Genomic DNA, 17,105 nt, shown 5'->3' on the forward strand with positions numbered 1-17,105 from the left:
GGTGGCTGCGGGACGGGGCGCGAGCGGTCCTGCGGCGGCGGCCCCCGCGAAGGCCGGTGCTCCGCCGGGCGCAGCCCCCACCGGGGCCCGTGACCCGGGCGGGGGCGGGGGCGTTGCGCTGGGGGGTGGTGGGGACCCGGCCGCGCCGCCGCCCAGCCGATCCACCCGGAGCGCAGACAAGGCGACCCATGTCCCACCCCGTACCCCGGGCCCGCGTGGCCCCCGCCCGCGTAGCTCCCTCCGGCAGGGCCGACCTGCCGCCCGTGCACGGTGCCGTCCTCTGCGTCGCCGCGCCGTGCCTGGTCATCTCGCCCGAGCACGGCCAGCTCACCGGGCGGGGGGTCGACGGGATCTACCGCGCCGGGCTCCGGCTGCTGTCCCGCTGTGTGCTGCGCGTCGGCGGGCGGGATCCCGTCGCGGTCCAGGCCCGCAGCCTCGGCGCCGACCGGGCCTCCTTCACCGCGACCGTGCGGACCGGAGCGGAGCCCGGGCCCGATCCCGACGTCGGAGTCGAGCGGATCCGGCACGCCGACGGCACCGAGCGGATCACCCTGCGCAGCTTCACCGGCCGGCCCCTGCGGATCCCGGTCGAGGTCTCGCTCGGCACCGACCTGGCGGAGCTGGCCGAGGTGGCCGCCGGCCGGGCCGGGCCGGAGCTGCCCGCCGCGGTGCACGCCGCAGGGCTGCGCTGGACCAACGGCGAGGCCCAGGCCGTCACCGCGGCGGAGCCGCCCCCGGACGACGCGCTGGCCTCGGCCGGGCTGCTGCGCTGGCAGCTCGAACTGCGCCCCGGCGAATCCCGCACCATCGAACTGCGGACCACCCGGGACCGAGGGGCCCGCGCCCCCGCCGGGCAGGTGGCCAATCCGCTGTCCGACGACGCCCGCGCGGAGGGAGACGACCCGCGGGCCGAGGCGTGGCTGCGCACGAGCGTGCAGGACCTGGGAGCGCTGCTGCTCAGGGACCCGAAGGAACCGGCCGACAGTTACGCGGCGGCCGGAGTGCCGTGGCGGCTGGGACTGGCCCCGGCGGAATCCCTGTGGGCCGCCCGCATGGCGCTCCCGCTCGGCACCGGACTGGCCGCCGCGACCCTGCGCATCCTGGCCCGGACCCAGACCGGGGGGCGGGGCGCCGACGCAGGGAAGATCCCGGGGCCGCTCCGCGGGGCCGGGCCACAGCTGCCCCCGGGATGCACCGGGACCGAGGCGACGCTCGCCTTCCCCGCGGTCCTCGCCGAAGCCCGGCGCTGGGGGATGCCCGAGGCGGAGGTGGCCCTGCTGCTCCCCGCGGCCGAGCGGTGCCTGGAATGGCTCCGGGGCGCCTTCGGGGAGGACGGCTTCCTGGCCGATCCCGATCCGGGACCCCGGCGCTGTGAAACCCAGGCCCACGCCCATCGGGCCGCGCTCCTCGGGGCCGACCTGCTCGCCGGGTGCGGTCGGCCCGGAGCCGAGGAGTGGCGGGACCGGGCCGCCGGGCTGCGGGAGCGGTTCGCAGCCCGGTTCTGGGTCGACGGCCCCGACGGAGGCCGGCCCGCGGCGGCCCTGCATCCCGACGGGCGGCCCCTGCCCCGGCTGACGGGGGCCGCCGCCCACCTGCTGGACACCGGGCTGCTCGGAGGCGGCCGGCTCGCGCCGGGGCTGCTCGACCGGGTCCGTACCGAGCAGCTGGCCCGGCTGCTCGCAGCCCCCGCCATGGATTCCGGTTGGGGGCTGCGGAGCATGGCACTGCGCGAGCCGGGGCACAACCCGTTCGGGTACCGCTCGGGCGCGGTGCGGCCGTACGAGAGCGCGGTCGCCGTGGCAGGCCTGGCCCAGGCGGGCTTCGAGAAGGAGGCCACGGGGCTGCTGCGGGGCCTGCTGGACGCGGCGGAGGGCTTCGGGTACCGCCTCCCGGAGATGTACGCCGCCGAGCAGCGCACCGAGGGCAGCGCCCCGCTTCCGCATCCGGCGGCCTGCCGGCCGGCGGCGGTCGCCGCTGCCGCGGGGATCCACGTACTGACCGCCCTGGCCGGGATCCGCCCGGACGCCCCCGCCGGCACGGTCGCCCTCGTACCGCTCCCCGGCGCCCCCCTCGGCGGGCTCCGTCTCTCGGGACTGCGGGTTTCGGGGGAACCCTTCGCCGTCCGGATCAGCCGGCTCGGCCTGGGCATGGTGGAGGAGGCCGCCGATGCACTGCAACTGGGCGGGTAGGGGCAACCGGGCGCGGAGGGGGCGCCCTGCCGATCGGGCCGGATCGGCCCCGGGCTTCCGCTTCCGTGGTCGGTTCCGTGGTCAGAAGATCTCCAAAGCTCTGTTTATCGTCAGGCAGACGACTATGATCGCGGCATGTCGCCCTACGACCCGTCGGCCTTTCCGCCCTTCGCCGTCACCGTCGACCTGGTCGTGCTCACCGTGCGGCGCCATGCGCTCTGCGCGTTGGTCATCCGACGGGGTGAGCAGCCGTTCCAGGGACGCTGGGCGCTGCCCGGCGGCTTCGTGCGCGGGGACGAGGACCTGTCGGCGGCCGCGGCCCGCGAGCTGTCCGAGGAGACCGGCCTCTGCGCCCACGACCCGGCCGCTCCGGACGTGGGCAACGGGGCACACCTCGAACAGCTGGCGACCTACGGTGATCCGAAGCGGGATCCGCGCATGCGCGTGGTCAGCGTGGCGCATCTGGTGCTGGCTCCGGATCTGCCCGCGCCCCGGGCCGGCGGCGATGCCAACAGTGCGCGCTGGGCCCCCGTCGACGAACTTCTGTCCACGGACGGCCAGACCGGCGCCGGACTCGCCTTCGACCACGAGCAGATCCTCGCCGACGGGGTCGAGCGGGCCCGCTCGAAGATCGAGTACTCCTCGCTGGCCACCGCCTTCTGCCCGCCCGAGTTCACCGTCGGCGAGCTGCGCCGGGTCTACGAAGCGGTCTGGGGAGTCGCCCTCGACCCTCGGAACTTCCATCGCAAGGTCACCGGCACCCCCGGGTTCCTGGTGCCGGCCGGGGGGACGACGACACGTCAGGGCGGCCGTCCCGCCCAGCTGTTCCGGGCCGGCGGGGCAACGCTGCTCAACCCGCCGATGCTGCGCCCGGAAGTCTGAGACCCGGGCGCCCCGCACCGCCCGCGGATCGCCACCCGAGCCGGTGAACCAGCCGGTATCGGGGCTCGCGCCTCCGTGGGAAACGGCCACGGCGCCGACACGGGCACGCTTCGGTACCGGCTGCGCCTCAAATCGGACATATCGCGTTATCTTGTTAGCGGTATTCACCCTGCCGCAGAGCGGTCTCACCCCCCGCGAGAGAAGCGATGCTCCAGGCCATCGGACTCACCAGCACCCCCCGTCGAAACCTCCCGCCCCTCGTGGACGACCTCACCTTCGAGGCCCGCCCCGGGAGCGTGACCGCACTGCTCGGCGAGCCCGGCTCGGGCAAGACCACCGCGCTGCGGCTCATGCTCGAACTCGAACCGGGCCGCGGAGTCACCTACTTCCGCGGGCGCCCCCTGCACCGGATCCCGCATCCGGGCCGTGAGGTCGGCGTTCTCCTCGGCGATCTCCCCGGCAACCCCTCGCGCACCGTGCGCGGCCAGCTGCGGATGCTCTGCGCCGCCGCCGGCGTGCCGGCCGCGCGTGCCGACGCGATGCTGGAGGTCGTCGGCGTCGCGGGACTGCGCGACCAGCGGCTCGGGTCGCTCTCGCTCGGCATGGAGCGCAGGGTCGCTCTGGCCGCCGCCCTGCTCGCCGACCCCTGCACGCTCCTCCTCGACGAGCCCTCCGCCGGGCTCTCGCCCCGCGAACGGAGCTGGCTGTACGGGCTGCTGCGCGGCCACGCCTCCCTCGGCGGCGCGGTGCTCTTCACCACCGACGACGCGAAGGAGGCCGCCCGCAGCGCGGACCGGGTCGTGAGCATCGAGGCGGGCCGGCTCGTCGCCGACCAGGACGCCGCCGAGTTCGCCCGGACCCGGCTCCGGCCGCGGGTCGCCGTGCGCACCCCGCACGCCGCCCGGCTGGCCGACGTACTCGGCCGGGAAGCTCGGGCGGCCCAGCGCACGGTGGAGATCGTGGAGGAGAGCGGCAGCCGGCTGTCCGTCTACGGCAGCAATTGCGCCGAGGTCGGCGAAGCCGCCTTCCGGCACGGTGTGCTCGTCCACCAACTCGCCGACGAGACCGGTGACGCGGGAGCGCAGCCGTCGCTGCCGCGCGCCCGGGATCGCGCCGGATCCGGGGCCCCGGCCGCGGCGGCCGGCGCAACACCGGCCGCGCCCGGAGCGGGCGCCGCAGACCGGCCCCGCCCGGCACGCGCCGGGGGCCCCACCTCGGCCGCGCGCCGGCTCGGCGGCCCGCTGCGGCCCCTGCGCTACGAGCTGCACCGGCTCTTCGGCACCGCAACCCCCGCACTCACCGCCGCCTTCGTCGTCGCCGTCTCCGTCGTCACGGCGCTGGTCCTGGCGCGGATCGGCCACACCCCGCAGAATCGGTTGCTCGCCGCCTGGCCGGAGTTGCTCCCGCTGCCGCCCGCGGCGCTCGGCGCCGGACTGCTCGGAGCCCTGGCCTTCGGCGAGGAGTACCGCTACCCCGCGCTCGCCGCCGACCGCGGCACCGTCCCGCGCCGGCTCGGGCTGCTCACGGCGAAACTCGGCGTCAGCGCGGCCGTGGCGCTGCTCCTCGGCGCCCTCGCCGTGACCGCCGACGCGGCCGCCCTGACACTGGTGTTCGGCAGCGGACCGCTCCGTACGCCCGTGGAGTGGGTCTCCCCGGCCGCGAGTTGGGCGGGGCTGCTCATCGGCTGCGCCTGGTCCGGAGTCCTGGCCTCCGGTGTCTTCCGGTCCGCCTCCGCCGGGCTGGCGGCGGTGCTCGCCGTACCGGTGATGGTCGTACCGCTGGTGCGCAAGGCCCTGGACGGCCCGTCCGCGTACCCGGTCACCGGGCTGGCGGAGCGGCTGCGCGGCCTGGCCTGGGCGCAGTGGCCGCCGGAGGCGGACCGGGTGGTCCTCGGGGCGATCCGGGTGATGGCCCAACCGGTGGGCACCGCGCTGGTGTTGTCGCTGATGGTCCTGTTGTGCGCCTATGGGTTCACAGGACTGCGCGGCCGGGTCCGTTTGTGAGGGATCGTTGGTGATCGTTCCGGCGCCGGTCCGGACCCAACGGGACCGTTGTGGACCACATCAAGCCCGGCGGACCGCAACTCCCCGCAAAAGGCCCGGTTCTTTACGATAAGTCGTCAATTGCGTAGGTGGCACCGATCACCCTTTCGTGTGCTTTTCACCAAAGACCTCAAGGGTCACGGAGACACGGCCGACAAAGGATTCGTGAGTACCCTTGCGCACACCATGATGACCGCCGCCCGCCATGCCGATTCCGGCCTCGCCGGCGCGGGCGAACTCGACCGCTACCCCTACCCGGAGGCCTCGGGGGCCGACCGGGTGGGAGTGCCCCACTGGGACGGATCCGACGTCGAGTTGAGCCGGGTCGGCCGCCGCGCCGCGGGCAGCCGCGGCCGCGGCCTGCACGGCCAACTCGTCCAGCAACTCGGCCAGATGATCGTCTCCGGCGACCTCGGCGCGGACCGCCCGCTGGTCCCCGAGGAGATCGGACAGCGTTTCGAGGTCTCCCGTACCGTCGTCCGCGAATCGCTGCGGGTCCTCGAGGCCAAGGGCCTCGTCAGCGCCCGCCCCAACGTCGGCACCCGGGTCCGCCCGGTCGCCGACTGGAACCTGCTCGACCCCGACATCATCGAGTGGCGCGCCTTCGGCCCGCAGCGCGACGACCAGCGCCGCGAGCTGGGCGAGCTCCGCTGGACCATCGAGCCGCTCGCCGCCCGCCTCGCCGCCGGCCACGGCCGCCCGGAGATCCAGCAGCGCCTCGCCGACATGGTCGAGATCATGGGACACGCCCTCGGGCAGGGCGATTCGATCACCTTCGCGCGTGCGGACAACGAGTTCCACGCCCTGCTCATCCAGGTCGCGGCCAACCGCATGCTGGAGCACCTCTCCGGCATCGTCTCCGCCGCCCTGCAGGTGTCCGGCAGTCCCGTCACCTCCTGCGACCGTCCCAGCGAGACCTGCGTCGCGCACCACGCGCGCATGGTCGAGTGCCTCGCCGCCGGCGACGCGGTGGGCGCGGAGAACGCCATGCGTCAGCTTCTGACGGTGCATCCGGAGGTCGAGCGCGTGGTTCCCGCCCCGCGCGAGCACTGACGGACCGCAGCGCACGGGCAGGGGCGTGGGCGTGTCGAGGGGGAGCCGGTCCCGAGCGGCACCCCCGGACCCGGTCCGGGGAGGGTCCGGCGGCAGCGGAGTCCGGCTCCCCGTCCGGGCCCCGAGAGCCCCGGCCGGCTCCCGGCTCCGGTCCGCGGTCGCCGGGACTCCGCTTCCGGGGAGTCGTCCGGCCCGCGAAACGGGGCGTGTTCGGACACACCGGGCGTGCAGAAATAACGGTATGACCGGCATGGCATCAAACGGGGTGTGACTCGGGCCACGAAGATTGGGCGTAACGCTCAGCGAGGTCACGCGATGACCTAAGAGGTGATGGCCGACGGAGGGAAGACAGCAGCCCTTGCGGGTGCTGTGCAGCTCCCCGGCCCCTGCCCGCGCCCCCGGCCCATCCCCAGTCGGTGGTCGTCGGCTCCGGTCCAGCACCACCAGGCCGGGGTCGGAAGCCGTTTCCATCGTTCCGAGAGGTTGTTCGTGTCGGCCAGCACATCCCGTACGCTCCCGCCGGAGATCGCCGATTCCGAGTCTGTGATGGCGCTCATCGAGCGGGGCAAGGCCGAGGGGCAGATCGCCGGCGATGACGTGCGTCGGGCCTTCGAGGCTGACCAGATTCCTGCGACCCAGTGGAAGAATGTTCTGCGCAGCCTCAACCAGATCCTCGAGGAAGAGGGTGTGACGCTGATGGTCAGTGCCGCGGAGTCGCCCAAGCGCACCACCCGCAAGAGCGTCGCAGCGAAGAGCCCCGTCAAGCGGACGGCCACCGAGCCCGTCGCCAAGAAGGCGGCGGCCAAGACGGAGGCCGCGCCGGCCGTGGCCGTGGCGGACGCGGCGGCCGGGACGGCGGAACCGGACCCCGTGGACGCGGCCGCCGACGCCCTCGCGGAGGGGACCGCGACCGAGCCCGCCGCCAAGAAGACGGCGGCGAAGAAGACGGCGGCGAAGAAGACGGCCGCCAAGAAGACCGCGGCCAAGAAGACGACGGCGAAGAAGACGGCCGCCAAGAAGGACGCCGACGAGGCGGGCGACGAAGAGACCGCCGAAGAGGGCGGCGGGGCCGCCAAGGCCGAGTCCGAGGACGAGGAGGAAGGCGCCGAGAGCAAGGGCTTCGTCATCTCGGACGACGAGGACGACGCCCCGGCCCAGCAGGTCGCCGTGGCCGGCGCCACCGCCGACCCCGTCAAGGACTACCTGAAGCAGATCGGCAAGGTTCCGCTCCTCAACGCCGAGCAGGAGGTCGAGCTCGCCAAGCGCATCGAGGCCGGACTCTTCGGCGAGGACAAGCTCGCCAACTCCGACAAGCTGGCGCCCAAGCTCAAGCGCGAGCTGGAGATCATCGCCGAGGACGGCCGCCGGGCCAAGAACCACCTGCTGGAGGCCAACCTCCGCCTCGTGGTCTCCCTCGCCAAGCGCTACACCGGCCGCGGCATGCTCTTCCTGGACCTGATCCAGGAGGGCAACCTGGGTCTGATCCGCGCCGTGGAGAAGTTCGACTACACCAAGGGCTACAAGTTCTCCACGTACGCCACCTGGTGGATCCGGCAGGCGATCACCCGGGCCATGGCCGACCAGGCCCGCACCATCCGCATCCCGGTGCACATGGTCGAGGTCATCAACAAGCTGGCCCGTGTCCAGCGCCAGATGCTCCAGGACCTGGGCCGCGAACCCACCCCGGAGGAGCTGGCCAAGGAACTCGACATGACCCCCGAGAAGGTCATCGAGGTCCAGAAGTACGGCCGCGAGCCGATCTCCCTGCACACCCCGCTGGGCGAGGACGGCGACAGCGAGTTCGGAGACCTCATCGAGGACTCCGAAGCGGTCGTACCGGCCGATGCCGTGAGCTTCACGCTCCTGCAGGAGCAGCTGCACTCGGTGCTCGACACGCTGAGCGAGCGCGAGGCGGGCGTGGTCTCGATGCGGTTCGGCCTCACGGACGGCCAGCCCAAGACGCTCGACGAGATCGGCAAGGTCTACGGGGTCACCCGTGAGCGCATCCGCCAGATCGAGTCGAAGACCATGTCGAAGCTCCGTCACCCGTCCCGGTCCCAGGTGCTGCGCGACTACCTCGACTAGGCCGGACCGGTCCGCACCGGATGCGGCGAGGGGTTCGCGGCCGGTCATCGCCGGTGGCCGCGCGGGTGCGCACGGCCACCGGGCGTCCCACTCTGAGTGGAGTCATGCACACTCGGAGTCAGGAGGCCTCATGCGTCGTCCCTTTGCCCGTGTCCTGGCGGGAGCGCTGACCCTGGCGGCGGGAGCGGCGGCGGCGCCGCTCTCCCAGGCGCCGCGAGCTGCCGCGGACAGCGTGGTGATCGGCGGAAGGCCGGTGAAGGTGGCCGATGCCCCGTGGGTCGTGGCCCTCGCCAGCCGTGACCGGTTCGGGGGTACGCGCGGCGGCCAGTTCTGCGGGGGCGTCCTCGTCACCACGACCAAGGTGGTGACCGCGGCCCACTGCCTGGGGCGTCAGGTGCTGGGAGGCCCGGTGGACTCCGTCCGTGATTTCCGGGTGATCACCGGGCGTACGGAGCTGCGCGCGAGCGAGGGCCGGGAGATCGCGGTGCGTTCCGCCCGGGTGAATCCGGCCTACGACCCCGGCAGCAATGCCGGCGACCTGGCCGTCCTGGAGCTGGTCGAAGCCGTGGCCGCGCAGAACGTGCTGCCGATGGCCGGGCTCGGGAATCCGGCGTACGGGGCCGGCACGGAGGCCGCCGTATACGGCTGGGGCGACACGAGCGGATTCGGCGACTACGCCTACGGGCTGCGGGCCGCCGGGGTGACGGTGCTGGCGGACGAGGTGTGCGGGCGGGCCTACCCGGGAGACGCCGACGGTCAGTACCGGGCCGACTCCATGGTGTGCGCGGGCGACCGCGCGGGCGGCAAGGACGCCTGCCAGGGGGACAGCGGAGGTCCCCTGGTGGCCCAGGGTCGGCTCATCGGGCTGGTGTCCTGGGGGCGCGGCTGCGGGCGCGCGGACAGCCCGGGGGTGTACACGCGGATCGCACCGCTGATCGGCTTCGTCGCCGATTCCGCCAGCGGCCCGGAGACGGCCCGGGGGGATCTGGGCCGTCCTGGCGCCCGCGGAGTCCTGGGGATGGGCGTACGCCCCGCTCAGGGGCCCGGGAGGGGCCTCGCGGCAGGGGACCGGCCCACGCCGAAGCGCTGAACCCCATCAGGACATGAGGACGGGCGGTCTCTCTGGGTCGCAGAGATACCGCCCGTCGACCGGCTTCGCCGGTCCTGGCTCGTCGGATGCGAGGTGTAGGCCTTGTGTCAGCGGTCCTCGGGGTCGGCGGCACTGGCCGCCGGAGCGGACGTAAGCCGCTCGGTCTCATCCTGTATTTCCGCGGCGATCTTCTTGAGTTCCGGCTCGAACTTGCGCCCGTGGTGGGCGCAGAAGAGCAGTTCACCGCCGCTCAGCAGGACGACGCGCAGATATGCCTGGGCGCCGCAACGGTCGCATCGGTCAGCGGCCGTCAGCGGGGTCGCGGGTGTCAGAACAGTAGTCACGTCGCCTCTTCTCTAGCTCGACGAGCTGTCGTACCAGGGTCAACATCCAACCAGGCCGAAAACGTTCCCGCTCGCGGCTTTTCCTCGAAACTTCCTTCCGAAGCTGGCCGGCCGTTGCCGGTTGGCGGCGAAGGAGCCGTATTGCGTTGCTTTACGGTTTCGCGTTGTCAGGTCGTTCGCTTGTCGCAGTTCTGCCCTCTCCGGCTGAGTGCCGGTTGTTCATGAGGACGTGCCCGAACACTAAATGGTTCATGCGTGGAAGGGAACGTGATGTTTGCTTCACCCTCACGGGGGATCGAACATGCGTACGGACCTGCACTAGGCTGGTGAAGGGGCTGGGATGGCGTTGCATCGGCTCTACCAGGCCTCGGTACCCTTCCAACGGCAACCGAGCCACCACTGCGCCCGACCGGGCCAGAAAAGAAATTCAGCGAGGAGCGAACTGCGTGACCGCCGACACGTCCGTGCCTTCCAGCGCACTGCTGACCGGAGCAGACCGGGACGGCTCCAACTACACCGCGCGGCACCTGCTCGTCCTCGAAGGCCTCGAGGCCGTCCGCAAGCGCCCCGGCATGTATATCGGCTCCACCGACAGCCGGGGCCTCATGCACTGCCTCTGGGAGATCATCGACAATTCGGTCGATGAGGCCCTGGGCGGGTACTGCGACCACATCGAGGTGATCCTCCACGAGGACTCCTCCGTGGAGGTCCGCGACAACGGCCGCGGCATCCCCGTGGACGTCGAGCCCAAGACCGGCCTCTCCGGCGTCGAGGTCGTCATGACCAAGCTGCACGCCGGCGGCAAGTTCGGCGGCGGGTCGTACGCGGCCTCCGGCGGCCTGCACGGCGTCGGCGCCTCCGTGGTCAACGCCCTCTCGGCGCGTCTGGACGTAGAGGTGGACCGGGGCAGCGCGACGCAGGCCATCAGCTTCCGCCGCGGCGTCCCCGGCATGTTCACCGAGCAGGGCCCCGACAGCCCCTTCGACCCCGCCAACGGTCTGCGCAAGGGCAAGCGGATCGCCAAGGGCAAGACGGGCACCCGGATCCGCTACTGGGCCGACCGGCAGATCTTCCTCAAGGACGCCAAGCTCACGCTGGACACGCTCTACCAGCGCGCCCGCCAGACGGCCTTCCTCGTGCCCGGCCTGACCATCGTGGTCCGCGACGAGCGGGCCCTGGAAGGAGCCGGCAAGACCGAGGAGACCTTCCGCTTCGACGGAGGCATCAGCGAGTTCTGCGAGTACCTCGCCCAGGACAAGGCGGCCTGTGACGTCCTGCGCCTGACCGGCACCGGAATCTTCAAGGAGACCGTCCCGGTCCTCGACGACCGAGGCCACATGACCCCCACCGAGGTCACCCGTGAGCTCGGCGTGGACATCGCCCTGCGCTGGGGCACGGGGTACGAGACGAACGTGAAGTCGTTCGTGAACATCATCGCCACCCCCAAGGGCGGCACCCACATCTCCGGATTCGAGCGCTCGGTCACCAAGACCGTGAACGAGGTGCTGCGCTCCGCGAAGCTGCTGCGGGTCGCCGAGGACGACGTGGTCAAGGACGACGCGATGGAAGGCATGACGGCGGTCGTCACCGTCCGCCTCGCCGAGCCGCAGTTCGAGGGCCAGACCAAGGAGGTGCTCGGCACCTCGGCGGCCACCCGGATCGTCGCGGCCGTCGTGGCCAAGGAGCTCAAGGCCTTCCTGACCTCCACCAAGCGGGACGACAAGCAGCAGGCCCGCTCCGTGATGGAGAAGATCGTCGCGGCCGCCCGGACCCGGATCGCGGCCCGCCAGCACAAGGAGGCGCAGCGGCGCAAGACCGCGCTGGAGTCCTCCTCGCTGCCCGCCAAGCTGGCCGACTGCCGCAGTGACGACGTGGAGCGCAGCGAGCTCTTCATCGTCGAGGGGGACTCGGCCCTCGGTACGGCAAAGCTCGCCCGGAACTCCGAGTTCCAGGCGCTGCTGCCCATCCGGGGCAAGATCCTCAACGTCCAGAAGTCCTCGGTCTCGGACATGCTCAAGAACGCCGAGTGCGGGGCGATCATCCAGGTCATAGGAGCCGGCTCGGGCCGGACCTTCGACATCGACGCCGCCCGGTACGGGAAGATCGTCCTGCTCGTGGACGCCGATGTGGACGGCGCGCACATCCGCTGCCTGCTGCTCACGCTCTTCCAGCGCTACATGCGCCCGATGGTCGAGGCGGGCCGGGTCTTCGCCGCCGTGCCGCCGCTGCACCGGATCGAGCTCGTCCAGCCGAAGAAGGGCCAGGACAAGTACGTCTACACGTACTCGGACAACGAGCTGCGCCAGAACCTGCTGGAGTACCAGCGCAAGAACATCCGGTACAAGGACTCGATCCAGCGCTACAAGGGCCTCGGCGAGATGGATGCCGATCAGCTGGCGGAGACCACCATGGATCCCCGTTTCCGCACCCTGCGCCGGATCAACATCGGCGACCTGGATTCGGCCGAGTCGGTCTTCGACCTGCTCATGGGCAACGAGGTGGCTCCGCGCAAGGAGTTCATCACCAGCTCCGCCGCCACCCTGGACCGCTCGCGCATCGACGCCTGAACGGACCCGGGGCCACCGGGGGTCCCCCGGTGGCACTTCCGTGGCCCTGGCACACCGGTGCTCTTCACTCCATCACCTGATGGAGTGAAGAGCACCGGGACACCAGTCCGGAAACCGTCCCTCCCGCACATCCTTGTGGGCACGCGGCCACTGCGGCGGCGGACAAGGAGAGTTCGGTGGACAAGCACGAAGGTCGTGATGCCGGAACGATCCGGCTGGACGACCCCTGGTACGACGCGCTGGCCGTCGGTTGGGGTGAGGGCGAGGGTGCCGGCGTGGGCGAGGGGTCCGGCGGAGCGCCGGGCGGCGGAGCGGAAACGTCACCCCCGAGCTCCGGCCCCGGCGGCGCACCCGCGCGCGCAGCGTCCGACATCTACCTCGAAGTGCAGCGCAGCGCCGCCTTCCAGGAGGTGCGCGGCCGCTACCGGAGGTTCGTCGTCCCCGCGACCGTCGGCTTCTTCCTCTGGTACGTGGCCTACGTGATCGCCGCCACCACGGCGCCCGGCATGATGGCCCGGCCGGTGTTCGGGTCCGTCAACGTGGCCCTGCTGGCTGGTCTCGGCCAGTTCCTCAGCACCTTCCTGCTGACCTGGGCCTACGCCCGGCACGCCCGGCTGCGGCGCGACCGCGCGGCGCTGGACCTGCGCTGGACGGTCTTCGAGCAGGAGCAGGTCCGCCGGGCGGATGCCGGGGAGCGCACCCGGGCACGGGGGGCGGGCCGGTGACCACGGAGCACCAGACGCTGGCGCTGCTCCTGTTCAGCGTCTTCATCGCCGTCACCCTGGGCATCACCACCTGGGTGAGCCGCAACCGGCATGGTTCGGCGGAGGAGTTCTACGCGGGCGGGCGGCTGTTCTCGCCGATGGAGAACGGTTTCGCCATCGCCGGTGACTACATGTCCGCCGCCTCCTTCCTCGGCATCTCCGGCCTCATCGCCCTCTTCGGCTACGACGGCCTGCTGTACTCGGTGGGCTTCCTCGTCGCCTGGCTGGTCGTCCTGTTCCTCGTCGCCGAACTCGTCCGCAACTGCGGCCGGTTCACCCTCGCCGACGTGGTCGCCGCGCGGATGAGCGAGCGGCCGGTCCGGATCGCCGCAGGCACCTCGTCGGTGGTCGTCTCCGTGCTGTACCTCGTCGCCCAGATGGTCGGCGCCGGCAGCCTCGTGGGCCTGCTGCTCGCCGATTCGGGCCGGGCCGCACGGACGCTGACCGTCATCGGGGTCGGCGCCCTCATGGTGATCTACGTGTCCTTCGGCGGCATGCGGGCCACCACCTGGATCCAGATCGTCAAGGCCGTGCTGCTGATGGGCGGGGCGATCACCCTGACGGTGCTCGTGCTGCTGCGCTTCCACGGGAACTTCGACCAGCTGCTCAGCAGCGCCGCCGAGCGCAGCGGGCACGGCGACCGGTTCCTGGGCCCCGGGCTCAAGTACGGCGGGGACTGGACGGCCCGCTTCGACTTCATGAGCCTCGGGCTCGCCCTGGTCCTGGGCACGGCCGGACTGCCGCACATCCTGTCGCGCTTCTACACCGTGCCCACCGCACGGGCGGCCCGCCGGTCGGTGGTGTGGGCGATCGGGCTGATCGGCGGCTTCTACCTGATGACCATCGTGCTCGGCTTCGGCGCGGCGGCGCTGCTCGGGCCGGAGGAGGTCAGGGCCTCCAACGCCTCCGGGAACACGGCGGTTCCGCTGCTCGCGGCCTTCCTGGGCGGCGGGGCCGACTCGACGGGCGGCGCGGTGCTGTTCGCCTTCGTGGCGGCCATCGCCTTCGCGACCATCCTCGCGGTGGTCGCGGGGATCACCCTCGCCTCGTCGGCCTCCGTCGCGCACGACCTGTACGCCTCGCTCAAGCGCCGCCACGCCCGGCAGCGCAGCGAGGTGGCGGTGGCCAGGGTGGCCGCGGTCGGGATCGGGGCGGTGGCGATCGCGCTGGGACTGCTCGCGCAGGACCTGAACGTGGCCTTCCTGGTGGGCCTGGCCTTCGCGGTGGCGGCCTCGGCGAACCTGCCGGTGCTCCTGTACTCGCTGTTCTGGCGCGGGTTCACCACGCGGGGCGCCGTCTGGTCGGTGTACGGGGGGCTGCTCCCGGCCGTGCTGCTGGTGGCGCTGTCACCGGTGGTTTCCGGCAGCCCCGAATCCCTGTTCCCGGGTGTGGACTTCCAGTTCTTCCCGCTCCAGAACCCGGGCATCGTGTCCATCCCGCTGGGCTTCCTGGCGGGCTGGCTGGGCACCGCGACCTCGGCGGAGGAACCGGACGAGCGGCGGCACGCGGAGACCGAGGTCCGCGCGCTGACCGGGGCCGGTGCGGTGTAGGGCCGGCGCGGCGGGGGAGCGGGATCGGCCGACCGGGCGGCCGGGGTCAGCCCGTGGTGGTAGGGCGCCAGGCGTAACGGTGTTCCGGGCGGCCCGTTTCGCCGTAGCGCAGGGCGAGGGTGACGCGGCCGGTGCGGTCGAGGAGCTTGAGGTAGCGCTGGGCGGTCTGGCGGCTGATCCCCGCGCGGTCGGCGATCTGCTGGGTGGAGAGCGGGCCTTCGGCCGTGCGCAGGATTCCGCGGACCAGGTCGGCGGTGGTGGGGGAGTGCCCCTTGGGGAGGTCGCTCGGGGCGTCCGCGCCTGCCGAGGCAAGGGCGCCGAAGATCCGGTCCACCTCCGCCTGTTCGGCCTCGCCGCCCGTGTCCAGGGTGCGGCGCAGGGCCCCGTAGGCCTCCAGCCGGGTCCGCAGGCCCGCGAAGGTGAAGGGTTTGACCAGGTACTGGAGGGCGCCGAGGCGCATCGCGGCCTGGACGGTTGCCAGGTCGCGGGCGGCCGTCACCATGATCACGTCGGTGCGGTGGCCGCGCTCGCGCAGGCGCCGGACCAGGTCGAGGCCGTTCTCGTCGGGGAGGTAGTGGTCGAGGAGGATCAGGTCCACCGGGTGTGAGTCGAGGAGGGCCAGCGCCTCCGCCGCGGAATGGGCCTGGGCCGACACGCGGAAGCCGGGAACCTTGGCCACGTAGGCCGCGTTGATCCGGGCAACACGCATGTCGTCGTCGACGATCAGTACGTCAAACACGCCGAAACTGCCGGATGCACCGGATGCACCGGATGTGCTGAACGCGCTGGAATCGTTCATCGCAGGGCCTCCGGGAGTACGACGGAGAACTCCGCCCCTCCGTCCGCTGCCTCGCCGGCCCGGACCGTGCCGCCCTGCCGCTCGGCCAGGCGGCGCACCAGGGCGAGACCGAGCCCGCGTCCGCGGTGGGCGCCGGCCGGGGGCTGTTTGGTCGACCAGCCCTCGGTGAAGATCTCCTCGCGGCGTGCCACCGGGACGCCGGGGCCGCTGTCGCGGACCAGCAGGACCGCCGTGCGGCCGTCCGCCCGGATGTCGACCTCGACCAGGGGCGCGGGCGAGCCGACCGCGGCGTCCAGTGCGTTGTCGACGAGGTTGCCGAGGATGGTGACCAGACCTCCCGGGTCGACGAGGCGGTCGGGCAGCAGGGCCGAATCGGCGAGCCGCAGGGGGACCCCGCGCTCCGCGGCGACCGTGGCCTTGCCCATCAGCAGGGCGGCGAGCAGCGGGTCCTGCACCTTCTCGGTGACCTGCTCGGCCGTGCTGCGGTGCACGCCGGCCACCTCCGTGACGAACTCCACGGCCTCCTCGTACAGGCCCAGTTCCAGCAGGCCCAGGAGGGTGTGGAGCCGGTTGGCGTGCTCGTGGTCCTGGGCGCGCAGGGCGTCGATGAGGCCCTTGGTGGAGTCGAGCTCGCGGCCCAGGTGCTCCAGCTCGGTGCGGTCGCGCAGAGTGGCCACGGCTCCGCCGTCCTCGGTGGGCATCCGGTTGGCGACCAGGACCCTGCTGCCCTGGACCGTGAGCAGGTCGCGGCCCGTGACCCGGCCGGTGAGGACGTCGGTGGTGCGGCCGGCGCCGAGCACCTCGTCCAGCGCGCGCCCCGCCACGACGCCGGCGGCCTCGGGCGCGAGACCCAGCAGCCGGGCCGCCTCGTCGTTGACCAGCCGGACCCGGCCGTCCCGGTCGAGGGCGATCACGCCTTCGCGGATGGAGTGCAGCATCGCCTCGCGCTCGGCGAGCAGACCCGCGATATCGGAGAAGGCCAGGTCGCGGGTCTGTCGCTGGATCCTGCGCGAGAGCAGGTAGGCGGCGAGGGCGCCCGCGGCCAGGGCCCCGCCCGCGTACGCGAGCAGGCCCGGGATGGCGCCCAGCAGGCGGCCCTGGACGCTGTCGTAGGCGATGCCGACCGAGACGGCGCCGACGAGCTCGCCGTCGGCGGCGAGCAGGGGGACCTTGCCGCGCGCGGAGCGGCCCAAGGTGCCCTCGTCGATCTCCATGACTTCGCGGCCGGCCAGGACGTCGCCGGGGTCGGTGGAGACGCGGCGCCCGATGCGGTCGGGGCTCGGGTGCGAGCGGCGGATGCCGTCCAGGTCCAGGACCACCACGTACTCGGCGCCGGTGGCGGAGCGGATCCGCTCCGCCGAGGCCTGTACCGGGCTGTCCGGTGAGGGGGCCGAGCTGATGAGGCCGGTGGCCAGGGAGGGGTCGGCGGCGGCGCTCTGGGCGATGGCCAGGGCACGCCGCATGGCCTGGTCGTCGAGCTGCGAGCTCAGCGGGGCCAGGAAGAGGCCGGTGGCCAGGGCGAGGACCCCGGCGGCGATGGCCAGCTGCGTCATCAGGATCTGGGAGGCGGCCCGTCGGGGGAGGCCGAGCCGCCGAGGGCTCATGTGGGGGAACCGCAGGGACCGCATGAGTACGAACGGTAGGGCGGTTCGGGCATAAGTGGAATTCCTCCCCCTCACGCAAATGGCTTGCGTTATTTGCGCCCAGCTTGCGCAAGCGATGACGGTGGGAAAGTGCGGT

At 72.6% G+C, this 17,105-nt stretch carries 12 protein-coding genes; 9 read left to right on the forward strand and 3 right to left on the reverse strand.

Features of this window, described 5'->3' with window-relative positions; translation table 11 throughout:
• Positions 1 to 188: 188 nt before the first annotated feature.
• The 6 genes from OG247_RS31120 (at position 189) to OG247_RS31145 (ending at position 9,341) form a co-directional block, all read left to right on the forward strand.
• Positions 189 to 2,189, forward strand: a complete 2,001-nt coding sequence (locus tag OG247_RS31120; RefSeq protein WP_327255285.1) for a glycogen debranching N-terminal domain-containing protein — start codon at positions 189 to 191, stop codon at positions 2,187 to 2,189.
• A gap of 135 nt (positions 2,190 to 2,324) precedes the next feature.
• A complete protein-coding gene (locus OG247_RS31125) occupies positions 2,325 to 3,071 on the forward strand; it encodes an NUDIX hydrolase (protein ID WP_250748883.1) in 747 nt (248 codons plus the stop codon).
• A gap of 206 nt (positions 3,072 to 3,277) precedes the next feature.
• Complete coding sequence (locus tag OG247_RS31130; RefSeq protein WP_327255286.1) at positions 3,278 to 5,074, forward strand: ATP-binding cassette domain-containing protein; 1,797 nt, start codon at positions 3,278 to 3,280, stop codon at positions 5,072 to 5,074.
• Between the two features lie 150 nt (positions 5,075 to 5,224).
• Positions 5,225 to 6,166, forward strand: coding sequence for a FadR/GntR family transcriptional regulator (locus tag OG247_RS31135; RefSeq protein WP_327255287.1), 942 nt, complete (start codon positions 5,225 to 5,227; stop codon positions 6,164 to 6,166).
• 483 nt (positions 6,167 to 6,649) lie between these two features.
• Complete coding sequence (locus tag OG247_RS31140; RefSeq protein ID WP_327255288.1) at positions 6,650 to 8,251, forward strand: RNA polymerase sigma factor; 1,602 nt, start codon at positions 6,650 to 6,652, stop codon at positions 8,249 to 8,251.
• 130 nt (positions 8,252 to 8,381) lie between these two features.
• A complete protein-coding gene (locus OG247_RS31145) occupies positions 8,382 to 9,341 on the forward strand; it encodes a S1 family peptidase (RefSeq protein WP_327255289.1) in 960 nt (319 codons plus the stop codon).
• Between the two features lie 107 nt (positions 9,342 to 9,448).
• Here OG247_RS31145 and OG247_RS31150 read toward each other — a convergent pair whose 3' ends face one another.
• Positions 9,449 to 9,685, reverse strand: a complete 237-nt coding sequence (locus OG247_RS31150; RefSeq protein ID WP_327255290.1) for a DUF7455 domain-containing protein — start codon at positions 9,683 to 9,685, stop codon at positions 9,449 to 9,451.
• 446 nt (positions 9,686 to 10,131) lie between these two features.
• Between OG247_RS31150 and OG247_RS31155 the strand changes: the two genes are divergently transcribed.
• From OG247_RS31155 to OG247_RS31165, 3 genes are all read left to right on the forward strand, one after another.
• Positions 10,132 to 12,252 carry a DNA gyrase/topoisomerase IV subunit B gene (locus OG247_RS31155; RefSeq protein ID WP_327255291.1) on the forward strand — a complete coding sequence of 707 codons (2,121 nt, stop codon included), beginning with the start codon at positions 10,132 to 10,134 and terminating at the stop codon, positions 12,250 to 12,252.
• A gap of 176 nt (positions 12,253 to 12,428) precedes the next feature.
• Positions 12,429 to 12,977 (forward strand): DUF485 domain-containing protein, encoded by a 549-nt coding sequence (locus OG247_RS31160; RefSeq protein ID WP_327255292.1) that lies wholly within the window; start codon positions 12,429 to 12,431, stop codon positions 12,975 to 12,977.
• A complete protein-coding gene (locus OG247_RS31165) occupies positions 12,974 to 14,566 on the forward strand; it encodes a solute symporter family protein (RefSeq protein WP_327255293.1) in 1,593 nt (530 codons plus the stop codon). Before OG247_RS31160 ends, OG247_RS31165 begins: the two co-directional genes overlap by 4 nt.
• A 46-nt stretch (positions 14,567 to 14,612) precedes the next feature.
• On the opposite strand, the gene OG247_RS31170 is transcribed toward OG247_RS31165, so the two are convergent.
• Together OG247_RS31170 and OG247_RS31175 are read right to left on the reverse strand one after the other, a co-directional pair.
• Entirely contained in the window at positions 14,613 to 15,305 is a 693-nt protein-coding gene (locus OG247_RS31170) for a DUF7342 family protein (protein ID WP_327255294.1), read from the reverse strand.
• A gap of 56 nt (positions 15,306 to 15,361) precedes the next feature.
• Positions 15,362 to 16,993 carry a sensor histidine kinase gene (locus OG247_RS31175; protein WP_327255295.1) on the reverse strand — a complete coding sequence of 544 codons (1,632 nt, stop codon included), beginning with the start codon at positions 16,991 to 16,993 and terminating at the stop codon, positions 15,362 to 15,364.
• Between the last annotated feature and the right edge of the window lie 112 nt (positions 16,994 to 17,105).

The sequence above is a fragment of the Streptomyces sp. NBC_01244 genome (assembly GCF_035987325.1).
In the GTDB taxonomy this organism is placed as follows: Bacteria; Actinomycetota; Actinomycetes; order Streptomycetales; family Streptomycetaceae; genus Streptomyces.